The sequence below is a fragment of the Devosia marina genome, assembly GCF_009758415.1.
Classification (GTDB): Bacteria; Pseudomonadota; Alphaproteobacteria; order Rhizobiales; family Devosiaceae; genus Devosia; species Devosia marina.
The window spans coordinates 242,196-254,708 of record NZ_WQRF01000001.1 but is presented as its reverse complement, the minus strand read 5'-3'; the positions used below and the strand labels follow the sequence as shown (position 1 = coordinate 254,708).

Here is a 12,513-nt window from a genome sequence, read left to right as displayed (position 1 = left end):
CGCGCCGGAGCCAAAGGAGAGCACATGCCATCCCCCAGACATAGAATCGTTATCGTCGGTGGGGGATTTGGCGGCCTCTCGGCGGCCAAGGCGCTGGGAAAGGCCGATGTCGATATTGTCCTGATTGACCGGCGCAATCACCATCTGTTCCAGCCTTTGCTCTATCAGGTCGCCACTGCGGCGCTGAGCCCGTCGGAAGTGGCCTGGCCAATCCGGCATCTGCTGCGTCGGCAGAACAATGTACGGGTGCTGATGGGTACCGTCATTGGAGTGGACACTGGGGCACAGGAGGTCCTGCTCGAGCACGGCGAACGCGAAAGCTATGACAGCCTGGTGCTGGCGACAGGCGCACAGGACTCCTATTTCGGCAATGACGAATGGAAGCGCTTCGCGCCCGGCCTCAAGACGGTGGAAGACGCCACGGCAATAAGGCGCAAGCTTTTGCTGGCCCTTGAAGCTGCAGAACGTGAACTCGATCCAGAACGGCGACGGGCTCTGCTGACCTTCGGTATCATTGGCGCGGGTCCAACGGGAGTCGAACTGGCGGGCGCAATCGTCGAACTGGGTCGTTCCAGCATCAAGGGACAATTTCACACGCTGGATCCGGAGTCGCTCAGGGTGGTGCTGATCGAGGGCGGTGACCGGGTCCTCTCGAACTTCGACAAAGAGCTTTCGGACTACACCCAAAAAGCTCTCGAAGACATGGGCGTCCAGGTGGAACTGGGCGAGATGGTCAGCTCGATTGACGCCGAAGGAGTCAGCTATGGCGAACGCCGACTGGAAACGCGCACCGTCATCTGGGCCGCTGGCGTTGCTGCAACCCCGGTTGCAGAGTGGCTGGGCATAGAGGCGGATCGCGGGGGGCAGATCAAGGTAGCGCCGGACCTGACCGTGCCTGGTCTACCAAACGTCTACGTCGTTGGTGACGTGGCCAAGGTCAGCCGCGCCGACGGCGAGCCGGTTCCGGGTGTGGCGCCGGCTGCCAAGCAGGAGGGCCGATATGTGGGGAAGGCTATCCTGGACCGGCTCGCCGGGAAAAAGGTCGAGCCATTCGTGTACAAGCACGCTGGCGATCTGGCGACCATCGGAAAAAGTTCAGCCGTGATCGATTTCGGCTTTACCAGGATCAAGGGTTGGGCCGCGTGGTGGCTCTGGGGCATTGCCCACATCTATTTCCTGGTCGAAACCCGCACCCGTATCTTCATCACGCTGAGCTGGCTGTGGATCTATCTCACAGGGCAGCGCAGCGCGCGGCTGATCACCCACGGGGAGGCGACGAGCCAGAAACCGCTTGATGAAGTGGACGAGAATTAGCGCTCGGAAACGACAACCGTTTCGGGCTTGGCCAGTCTGCGCTCCCGCAACCAGATATAAAGACCAGAGCCGATGACGATGGGCGCGCCAACGTAGAGCCAGACGTCGGGCGGCTGGTTGAAAATGACCCAGCTCGCTGCCGAGAGAAAGAAAATCTGGAAGTATGAGAACGGAGCCAGCACGGTCGCTGGAGCCAGGCTCGAGGCCACGGTGATGAGCTGGTGACCGACAAAGCCAAAGACGCCGATCGAAAAAAAGACAAACCAGCCATCGGCGCTGGTGGGGAACGACCAGAAGAACGGAACGACCGGCAAGAGAAAGACGGTGGCGAAAATACCGACATAGAACTGGCTGGTCGCGGGGCTGTCATAACTGGACACCTTGCGCGTGAGCAGCAGGTAGAAGGCGGTACTCAGGGCGGCGGCAAGCGAGAGCAGGGTTGCGGGGTGGAAGGCGTCGGTACCGGGCCGCACAATGACGAGCACACCCACGAAGCCGGCCGCAATTGCACTCCAACGGCGCCAGCCGACCTGTTCGCCCAAGAGCGGCACCGACAGGGCGCAGATCAATAGCGGAACCGTGAAAGCGATCGAGCCGGTGACGGTCAACGGCAGGAATTGCACGGCGAGGAAATTACAGCTTGTTGCGCCCAGCAATGCCAGCGCCCGAAAGAATTGCAGCCGAAGGTTGCCCGAGCGCACCATCGTCCTGCCGTGACGCGGCAAATGGATAGTGGCGACCAATACCAAGTGGATCGCGTAACGCAGGAAGACGATCTGGATGAAAGAGATGCCGATCATCCCGAGCCATTTGGCCGAGGAGTCGATGCCGGTTAACATCAAATAGGCGGCCAGAGCCAAGCCGATGCCCAGCAGACGGTGCTCTGCTGGCGGAGAATAGGGACGAGACATTTAGAGTTCCAGAGGCCGCAGAGGGTTGCGGCCGCGGGAAAGGCTGGACAAGAGCGCCGCCCAAGTCAATGACCGGGCGGCATTTTCTTGTATGGAAGCGAGGGGCCTAGAACGTCTCTGCCAGGTGCTGGACCTTCAGTGACCCGGCAAGGTCGCTGGACCTGACCGATTGCCCATGGCGCGGTAGGAACGTCAACTCTACGGGTCTGCCGGGCAACAAGGTGATAGCATTGTCCGAAAAATAGCCGGGCGCGTCGACGCTGGCGGTGGTGAAGAATGCCGGCTTGTCTGCCTCAAGCCTGAGAACGGCCTTGCCGTCGCGATCCGACCATTCGGCACGGATATCGGCCCCGACCAGTTCATAGGCCTTGTAGGGCTTGGGGAAATAATCGTTTTCGCCCAATATGTTGCCCTGCGCGTCTTTCCAGACGAAATAGAGGAACTCGTCTTCGGCCAGATCAGCGAAGGGAATATCGGCTACCGTGATGGCCGCATCCGGGCCGACCGCCGAATTCCCCGAAAAAACAACGCGGCTCTCGCCCGTTACCTTGACGGCTGTCACTTCCAGCGCGATCGAGGCCGCCTTGCCGGTGTCGTTGATGGCTCGCAAGGCGATCTGGTCAGGCAACTGCCCCTCGACCGGCGTACCGCGCGAATTGGTCTGCACCTCGGTGACCTGGGGCACCGCGACAACATTGACCAGATTGAAGAAGCGACGCGCCATATAGTGCATCAGCTTCCACTGCCCGCCATAGTCCAGGCTCGACCAGCTCGCCACCGGCCAGATATCGTTGATCTGCCAGTAAAGCGTTCCCATGCAGCGCGGCTTGGTGGAGCGCCAGTACTCGATGGCGGTCTTGATGGCGAGACCCTGCTGGATCTGAGAGAGGAACACCATCTGCTCGAAGTCGCGCGGGAAGCGGAAGTAGCGCGTCATGGTTTCCAGAATGCGTGCATTTCCGCCGGCATTGCGCTGGTGATTTTCCATGACGGGTGAAGAGGGATTGCGGTCTTTTTCCTCGGCGAAGGTTTCGACGACATTCATCGAGGTAAAGGACTGGAAGCCGAACTCGGAGGCAAAGCGCGGATTGACCGTGCGGTAGGCCTCAAAGCTCTTGGCGGAATGCCAGACGTCCCAATAGTGCAGGTCGCCGCGGGTGTCGGAATGCCAGCCATCGGAGAAGTCCATATAGCCCAGCGAAGGCGATGACGGCCAGAAGCGGCGGACCGGGTCCTCATCCTCCACGATGCGGTGCAGCATCGAGTTGAGCCGGTCGTAATTGGCGATATAGCGTTCCTTGTCCGCCTTGGTCTCGGGATACCAGTCGAGCGAACCGATGACTTCGTTGTCGCCGCACCAGAGGGCGATACAAGCATGGTGACTGAGGCGCCGCACCTGCTGGGTGATTTCTGTCTCGACGCTTTTGAGGAAGGTGCGGTCTGAGGGATAGCTCATGCAGGCGAACATGAAATCGTGCCAGATCAGGATGCCCAGTTCGTCGCACAGATCGTAGAACCAGTCCGGCTCATACTGACCCCCGCCCCAGATGCGCAACATGTTCATGTTCGCCGCCTTGGCGCTTTCGAGCAGGTCACGCACCACGGCCGGTGTTGCGCGGCTAGGAATGGCGTCGGCCGGAATCCAGTTGGCGCCCATCATGGTGACGTCGCGGCCATTGATCCGGCACTTAAAGGAATGGTCGATCTCGTCCTTTTCAACCACCCAGTTGAGATCGCGCAGACCGATCTTGCGGGTCGTCATCTCGCCCTCGAGATTGGTTGTGAGGTCGTAGAGCGGTTGCTCGCCCTGCCCTGCCGGCCACCAGATCTTCGGGTCCTTGATCGTCACATTGTGGGTGAAGACGTTCTCACCCTTTTCCACCACGAGCCTGTCGGCGATGACCTGCCCGTCGATGGTGTGTTCGAGCTCAACCTCTCCTCGAGCAAAAGCGAAAAGCCGAGTCTTTATCGATAGCTCGACCGAATTCTGGCCATGGGCCTGATCGACCTGGACACTTTCCTGCCGGGCCAGGCGCGCCTTCCTGAGGCTCATGGTGCCGTAGACACCAATGGGCATGAGACAGATGCCCCAGTCCCAACCCGCATGGCAGGCCGCCTTGCGGATGAAGTTCATATGGATGCCCTTCAGGCCGTTGGTCTGGTAGTTCTTGGTGAAGGGGATCGGAAAAGGATGGGCGTCGGCGCGCGCCTTAGCCACATCCGGCGCGATGTCGAAATCGATACGTAGCGTGTTCTCGCCAGCGAGCACCTTGCCGGTCACGTCGAGGTCGTTGCGCACGAAGCTGTTGTCGGTCCGCGCAATCTCCTCGCCGTTCAGGAAAACGGTGGCAATGCAGTCGACCTCCGCCAGCGTTAGGGTCAGGTAGCCATCGATATCGGCGTCCGTGGCAGTGAACTGGCCCTCGACACTCCAGGCCGTCTCATTGACCCACATCACCGTCTTCTCGTTCTCGCCGAAATAGGGATCCGGAATCAGGTTTGCGGCAAGCAGGGCGTGATGAACGTCGCCCGGGAGGTTCATGGTCGTTTCGATGTCGCGCGCCGGGGCGGTCAGGGTGAAAGTGCCGCCCAGATCGAGGGCGGAATTATACGTTGGGACGGCCATGAAATTATCCTCCGATTTCGGCAATGCGCCGAATTGGGTGGCCAATACCAGTCTCTGCAATCGATTTCAATGCAACGTTACAACCCCTCCCCGCATCTCTGGATGGCGGAACCGTGACCCCAATGTGCTTTCGCAAGTGTCCCAGGGGGCGTATCCTTTTTCTGCGAGATCCGAGAACAAGAGCCACGGTCGATGAGCGGCCATCGGGCCAGCCAGAGATTTCGCACTCAAGGGAGACGTCACATGAATAAGTACATGTTGGCCTATCACGGAGGCGGCATGCCAGATACACCCGAGGAGGGTGCCAAGGTCATGAAGGCCTGGAACGACTGGTATGGCTCGCTCGGCGACAGACTGGCCGACGGCGGAGGCCCCCTCGGGCGCTCAATGACCGTCGGCAGCAAAGGCGTGGAGGAAGGCGGCGGCCCAAATCCGCTGTCCGGCTATACGGTAGTCAATGCCGATAGCCACGAAGCGGCCAACGAGATCGCCAAAGGCTGTCCGATCCTGAGCGACGGCGGCACGGTCGAGGTGTGTGAAATCCTCGAAATGTAGGGGGTTTCTTCGGACATTTGCCGCACCAGTACAATCAGCCGGCAAAGGGCGGCGTTTTTGCGCCGTCCTCTGGCCTCCTGCTGGTTGGCTACCGCATCGTGGCGCCTTCCAAAATTTGTCCGGATAACCCCGCCAGCGGAAATGTTTTTACAGATAAGTTAGTATTTGTTCGCATAGGCTCGTCAGACGAAAGGCGAGCATCATGTCTGTACTCAGACGCTTCTTTGAAATTAGTCCGTCGCCGACTGACACGCCTGAACTCGCCCTTGCGCAATGGCGGGCGCTGAGCCGTCAAGTGCCGTTGATGTACATCATGCTGGTCGCCAACACGCTCATTCTGGCGTGGACGCATCTGGATGCAGCGCCAATAGAACTGACCGTCTATATTCCGGCTGCGCTGACAGCCATCTGTCTCCTCAGGACCATTACTTGGTGGCGCTCGAGAGAGCGCGTACTGGACCCGAGCAGGGTTCGTGCCAAACTCCGCGGCATCATCTGGTCCGGAGCAGCGGTGGCGCTGGGCTTTACCGCCTGGAGCTTCAGCCTGTTCCCCTATGGCGACGCATATCTCCAGTCACAGATAGCCTTCTATATGGGCATCACCACTATCGGCTGCATGTTCTGCCTGATGCATGTCCGCGTCGCAGCCCTTGTCGTAGGCATCTGCGTGTTGGGGCCCTTCACGGTCTTCTTCTCTGCGACAGGAGAAGAAACCCTGGTCGCCATTGCGATTAACATGGTTCTGGTCGTCGCGGTCCTGCTCATCATTCTGCTGAGCAACTCTCGCGACTTTGCAGACCTGGTCGACTCTCGCAGTGCCATAGCTCGACGGCAAGCAGAAACCTTGCGTCTTGGCGAGGAAAACCAGCGGCTGGCCAATATGGATACCCTCACTGGCCTGCCCAATCGGCGCAGCTTTGATCGACACCTCGCCACGGTTCTGCAAGAAGCGGAACTGGAGGGGCGGCGGATTGTGGTGGGGCGGCTCGACCTAGACGGGTTCAAGTCGATCAATCAAATCTTTGGACAATTGGCGGGTGACCGGGTTCTCGTGGAAGCGGCGCGTCGTATCGAGTCGCTGCGTCGAGCGGATTCGTTCGTGGCCAGGCTGGAAAGCAATACATTCGGACTGATCCTAGTCGAACCAATAGACCGTCAAACCCTTGTGCACGCGGGTGAGGTCCTGTGCGGGGCGATGCGCCTGTCCTTTGAACAGCCCGAAGGCGTCATCCGCCTGACCGCATCAGCGGGATTTGCCGTCTCCGAACCCGGCGACACCGGCGATCAACTGTTCGACCGCGCCGATTATGCCTTGTCAGCGGCAAAGCGGGAGCAGCGGGGCAGCTCCGTCATCTTCTCGGAGGTCCATGCAAAAGAGATCAGCAGGGTCCGCCAAATGGAGCACCTGCTGTATTCCGCCGATCTCGATGATGAAATTTATGTGGTGCTGCAACCGCAATATGATGTTTCGCTCGGTGCAACCACTGGGTTCGAGGTGCTGGCGCGCTGGCGCAGCCCGGTTCTAGGTGAAATCTCTCCAGCAGAATTCATTCCCATGGCCGAGCGCACCGGGCGGATCAGCAACGTCACTCAGAGCGTGCTTCGCAAGGCCCTGGCGATCAGCCGCACGCTACCGCCAAGCATCAGGCTTTCGGTCAATCTTTCCGCTAATGACATTGGCTCAACCACCGCGATCGAGCAAATCGTGGCGTTGTTCGAGCGTGGGCGTGGTCCGTGCCAGATCGATTTCGAGGTGACCGAAACGGCGGCGATGCGCGATCTCAAACAGGCCAATCAGTCACTGCTGACGCTGCTTGGCCTTGGAGCACGGATTGCGCTGGACGATTTTGGCACCGGGCATTCCAGCCTGACCCATGTGCAGCAATTGCCATTGCATCGGATCAAGATCGACCGCAGCTTCGTGGCAGAGGTCACGAATGACATTGCCAGCCGCGCCATCGTCAAAACGATGGTCGATCTGTGCCGCAATCTGGGCATTTCCTGTGTGTTCGAAGGGGTGGAAACCGAGGAACAGCTGCAGGCGCTTGTCGCCTTGGGCGGCACGGTCATGCAGGGCTATTTCTTCGGTCGGCCAATGGCCGTGGACGAGGTCGATGCCTATCTGCAGCGGGAACGCACCCGGCGCTCACGCGAGGACCGGGCCGCCGGTTAGAAGAAGGGCGGAGCCATTGGCTCCGCCCACCACGACCTATTGCGCCGCGACTTCAGACTGATCTACGTCGAGGAAGCCGCCGGACTGGCGGGCCCAGAGCTGGGAATAGATCCCGCCACTGTCGACCAACTCGGCATGGCTTCCCTGTTCAACGATGACACCCTTATCGAGGACAACGAGCCGGTCCATCATCGCGATGGTCGAGAGCCGGTGAGCGATGGCAATCACCGTCTTGCCTTGCATGAGCATCTGCAACTGCCCCTGAATGGCGGCTTCGACCTCGGAATCCAGCGCCGAGGTGGCCTCGTCGAGCACCAGGATAGGGGCGTTTTTGAGCAGGACGCGGGCAATGGCGATGCGCTGGCGCTGGCCGCCCGACAGTTTGACGCCACGCTCGCCGACATGGGCATCGTAACCCTTGCGGCCCTTCGGGTCGCTCAGCGTCTCGATGAATTCCGCGGCCTCCGCCTGTTCTGCGGCAGCGCGCATCATCTCTTCGGTGGCGTCTGGCCGACCGTACAGGATATTTTCGCGCACCGAACGATGCAGCAGGGAAGTATCCTGAGTCACGACGCCGATGTTGGCACGCAGGCTGTCCTGCGTGACCCCGCCAATGTCCTCCCCATCGATCAAAATGCGGCCATCGGCACGGTCGTAGAAGCGCAGCAGCAGATTAACGAGCGTGGACTTGCCGGCGCCCGAGCGGCCGACCAGGCCGATCTTCTCGCCGGGGCGGACGTGCAGGTTCAGCCCTTCGATGACACCGGATGCCTTGCCATAATGAAAGGCAACGTTCTCGAACTTGATGTCGCCCGTGACCCGCGGCAGTGCCTTGGCCTCGGGCTCGTCCTGAACGACACGCGGCAGCGAGATGGAGTTGATGCCATCCTTGACCGTGCCAATGTTCTCGAACAGCGACGACATTTCCCACATGACCCACTGGCTCATACCCTGGAAGCGCATGACCAGCCCGAGGGAGACAGCGAGCGACCCCGGAGACATCAGGCCTTGCATCCAAAGCCAGATACCCGTGGCGCCAACTGCAAAGAGCAGCAATGCATTGGACCAGAGAACCAGGATGTTAAGCACGGTGAACAGGCGCATTTGCCGGTAAACCGTGTCGAGGAAACCATCCATCGCCTCCTTGGCGTAGGCCTCTTCGCGATTGGAATGGCTGAACAACTTGACCGTGGCGATGTTGGTATAGCTGTCGACGATGCGGCCAGTCATCATCGAGCGCGCATCAGCCTGCGCCTGGGAAATCTTACCCAGGCGCGGGATGAAATAGATCATGAGCGCCACATAGCTTGCCAGCCAGATCAAGAAGGGAATGGCCAGTCGCCAGTCGGTCGAAGCCGCCAGGATCACCGCACCGGTGAAATAGACGACGACATAGACCAGCATGTCGAGCAGCTTCATCACCACTTCGCGCACGGCGAGCGAGGTTTGCATGAGCTTGGCCCCAATGCGGCCGGCAAACTCATCCTGGAAGTAGCTCATCGACTGCCGGATCAGGTAGCGATGCGCCATCCAGCGGATACGCTGGGGGAAATTGCCCAATAGGGTCTGGTGCATGGTCAGCATTGAAACCAGCATGATGGCGGGCACGATGATGACGATCATCGCCCCCATCAGCCCCAGCTTCCAACCATCGGTCTCAAGGAACGTGTTGGGATCGGCATCGGCCAGCCAGTTCACCACGTCGCCGATGAAGCCGAAAATAATGATTTCACCAATGGCGACCAACGCGGCCGACAACGCCATCAGTATCAGCCAGCGCTTGGCGCCGTTGCTGTAATGGAGACAGAACTCCAGCAATCCCTTGGGGGGCTCGGCCGGATCCCCCTTAGGATAGGGGTCCAGTCGTGATTCAAACCAGCGCAACATGTCTCAAGACCATTCGTTCAACAGCTGAATGCGTTCTGTCGGCCATAGCTGAGCGACCTCAAACGCGCTTGAGGTCAAGGCATAACTGGCCGACGGATTGCACCCGCACGGAAATTTCGGAACCATCGCTCGTGCGACCGGAAAAGGCGCAGAGGAACGACGTGCAGACGGCCGCCTAGCGCCTCCTCCTCAACAGCGTCCCAATTGACGCCACAAGAGTCATGCTATGCAGTCGAGAGCCGCATAGGATACACGAGAATGCAGAATCGGCTGTCACCGGACGGCCACACCTTATAGCCAGAACACCATGACATTTGGACCGCTTCATGCGCACTGAGAGTGAACAGACCATCTACCTTAAGGACTATGCCCCGACGCCGTACCGGATCGTGTCAGTAGAGCTTGATTTCAAGATCCTGGAAGAAAGCACCCGCGTGCGGGCGCAACTGACTATAGAACCGCGCGAGGACACCGCGCCGGGCACGCCGCTGGTGCTTGATGGAGATGAGCTCAAGCTCAACTCGATCGCGCTGGACGGTGCGCCGCTGGTACTGTCTGCCTATGCGAGCGATGCCAATTCACTCACTCTGGTGGAGCCACCGCATAAGCGTTTCGTGCTGGAAACGGAAGTCACGCTGAAGCCGGAGGCCAATACCAAGCTGATGGGGCTTTACCGCTCCAGCGGCACGTGGTGCACGCAGTGTGAGCCGGAGGGCTTCCGCCGCATAACCTATTATCTTGATCGCCCGGACGTACTCGCTCCATTCAAGGTGCGCATGAGTGCACCCAAGTCCCTAGCGCCGGTCCTGCTGGCCAATGGTAATCTGGTCGACCAGGGCGAGCTGGGCGACGGCATGCACTTTGCTGTCTGGGAAGATCCGTTCCTCAAGCCCGCCTATCTGTTTGCGCTGGTCGCGGGCGATCTGGGCTCAATCAAGGACAGCTTCACCACGATGAGCGGCCGCAAGGTCGAGCTGGGCATCTACTCCACCCATGGCAAGGAAGCCGAATGCGCCTATGCCATGGACAGCCTGATCCGCTCGATGGCCTGGGACGAGCGGCGGTTCGGCCGTGAGTACGATCTGGATGTGTTCAATATCGTCGCGGTGTCGGATTTCAACTTCGGCGCGATGGAGAACAAGGGTCTCAACATTTTCAATGACCGGTTGGTCTTTGCCAAACCCGAGACAGCGACCGATGCCAATTACCATGGCATCGAGCGGGTCATTGCGCATGAATATTTCCACAACTGGACCGGCAATCGCATCACCTGCCGCGACTGGTTCCAGCTTTGCCTGAAAGAAGGGCTGACGGTCTTCCGCGACCAGGAATTCACGAGCGACGAGCGCAGCCGACCGGTGCAGCGCATCCATGATGTGCAGAATCTGCGCACCAGCCAGTTCCCCGAAGATGGGGGTCCGCTGGCCCACCCGCCGCGACCCGACAGCTACCGCGAGATCAACAACTTCTACACGACCACGGTCTATGAGAAGGGCGCGGAGATCGTGCGCATGCTGGCCACCATTCTGGGAGAGGATGGATTCCGCAAGGCGATGGATCTCTATTTCGAGCGCCATGACGGCGATGCCACCACAATCGAGGCCTTCATCAAGGTCTTCGAGGATGCGAGCGGGCGCGACCTCAGCCAGTTCGCCACCTGGTATCTGCAGGCGGGAACGCCGAAGGTCAGCGTTACCGACAGCTATGACGCTGCCAGCCAGACCTACACATTGACCCTCAGCCAGACCATCGACCCGACACCTGGCGAACCCACCAAAAAGCCGCTTCTGATCCCGTTGCGGTTCGGGCTGATCGGCCCCAATGGCAGCCCGATGGGCTGGACTGGCGTGTCCGGCGCCGCAGTAGAAGGCGATCTGATCCTGCTCGACGGCGACAGCGTCACGTTGACATTCGAAGGCGTCGCCAACAAGCCGATCCCCTCGCTGTTCCGCGGTTTCTCGGCGCCTGTGAAAGTGAACACCAATCTCAGTCAGGACGATTTGCTGTTCCTGGCACGCCATGACAGTGACCCGTTCAATCGCTGGGATGCATTGCAGACAGTGTCGACTGCGCTGATCGCCAATGCAGCAGAGGGCAAAGCATGGTCGGAAAATGATGTGGAGGCCTTGCGCGCCGCGCTGATCGACACGCTGGACAATGCCGAGCTCGATGACGCCTTCAAAGCCCAGGCACTCGACATTCCGGCCGAGACGGTGGTGGGCCGGCATATCGGCAGGGACGTCAACCCGGATGCGGTTGCTGCTGCCCGCAAGAGCCTGCTCACCGCACTGGTTTCGCCAGTGGCCGCCAAGTTGGCCGGCGCCTATGGCGCCCTGGCAAGCAGCGATGTCTATAGCCCCGATGCGGCCCAGGCCGGGCGACGTTCGCTCCGGAATGGCCTGCTGGCTCTGCTGACAGCCGGGTCGGAGCGCGGCGCCAGCCTTGCGGCCGAACAGTTCGAAGCAGCGACCAATATGACCGACCGCTATGCAGCCATGGCCATCTCGGTGCGCAACTGGACCAGCGAGGCAAGCGCCCTGCTCGGCGAGTTCCGCACACGCTTCGCCGGTGATCCGCTGGTGTTCGACAAGTGGCTGACGGCTTCGGCCCAGGCGCCCGACGACGAAGTGATCGAGCGGATGCGCGCGACACTAACCGCACCAGACTTCCCCAAGACCAATCCGAACCGGTTGCGCTCGCTGCTGGGCAGTTTTGTGATGGCCAATCCGGTGCAGTTCACCCGCACAGATGGCGCCGGCTTCCGGTTCATCACCGAGGCGGTGGTGGAGATCGACAAGGTCAACCCGCAGGTTGCCTCGCGCATTCTCACCGGCTTCCGCGTGCTCCCAACGCTGGAAGCGCCACGCCGCGAGGCAGGCATGGCCGCCCTACAGGCGCTCAAGGACCAACACTCGCTCAGCCGCAATGTGGGCGAAATCCTTGACCGCATCATTGCGGGTTGAACAAGCTTATCTGGGAACGGCGTGGCCGTTCCCCGGCCCATCATAACACCGGCATTGATTGACCATTTTTTGGAAGAATTTTTC

General features: G+C 60.1%; 7 protein-coding genes. 4 read left to right on the top strand and 3 right to left on the bottom strand.

All coding sequences use genetic code 11. The features are described 5' to 3' along the window. The first annotated feature begins 24 nt into the window (after window positions 1–24). Complete coding sequence (locus GO014_RS01185; protein WP_157288795.1) at window positions 25–1,314, top strand: NAD(P)/FAD-dependent oxidoreductase; 1,290 nt, start codon at window positions 25–27, stop codon at window positions 1,312–1,314. Here the strand turns inward: GO014_RS01185 and GO014_RS01180 are convergent. Both GO014_RS01180 and GO014_RS01175 read right to left on the bottom strand, forming a co-directional pair. Further along, window positions 1,311–2,225 carry a DMT family transporter gene (locus GO014_RS01180; protein ID WP_157288794.1) on the bottom strand — a complete coding sequence of 305 codons (915 nt, stop codon included), beginning with the start codon at window positions 2,223–2,225 and terminating at the stop codon, window positions 1,311–1,313. The two genes, GO014_RS01185 and GO014_RS01180, sit on opposite strands and share 4 nt — an antisense overlap. A gap of 106 nt (window positions 2,226–2,331) precedes the next feature. Beyond that, window positions 2,332–4,851, bottom strand: coding sequence for a beta-mannosidase (locus GO014_RS01175; protein ID WP_157288793.1), 2,520 nt, complete (start codon window positions 4,849–4,851; stop codon window positions 2,332–2,334). Window positions 4,852–5,094: 243 nt separating this feature from the next. Here GO014_RS01175 and GO014_RS01170 point away from each other — a divergent pair, with 243 nt between their 5' ends. Both GO014_RS01170 and GO014_RS01165 read left to right on the top strand, forming a co-directional pair. Then, window positions 5,095–5,406 (top strand): YciI family protein, encoded by a 312-nt coding sequence (locus GO014_RS01170; protein ID WP_116589755.1) that lies wholly within the window; start codon window positions 5,095–5,097, stop codon window positions 5,404–5,406. Window positions 5,407–5,608: 202 nt separating this feature from the next. After that, window positions 5,609–7,579, top strand: a complete 1,971-nt coding sequence (locus tag GO014_RS01165; protein WP_157288792.1) for a putative bifunctional diguanylate cyclase/phosphodiesterase — start codon at window positions 5,609–5,611, stop codon at window positions 7,577–7,579. Between the two features lie 36 nt (window positions 7,580–7,615). Here GO014_RS01165 and GO014_RS01160 read toward each other — a convergent pair whose 3' ends face one another. Beyond that, a complete protein-coding gene (locus GO014_RS01160; protein ID WP_116589753.1) occupies window positions 7,616–9,466 on the bottom strand; it encodes an ABC transporter ATP-binding protein in 1,851 nt (616 codons plus the stop codon). A gap of 326 nt (window positions 9,467–9,792) precedes the next feature. Here GO014_RS01160 and pepN point away from each other — a divergent pair, with 326 nt between their 5' ends. Beyond that, window positions 9,793–12,429, top strand: a complete 2,637-nt coding sequence (gene pepN, locus GO014_RS01155; RefSeq protein ID WP_157288791.1) for an aminopeptidase N — start codon at window positions 9,793–9,795, stop codon at window positions 12,427–12,429. The last annotated feature ends 84 nt before the right edge of the window (window positions 12,430–12,513 follow it).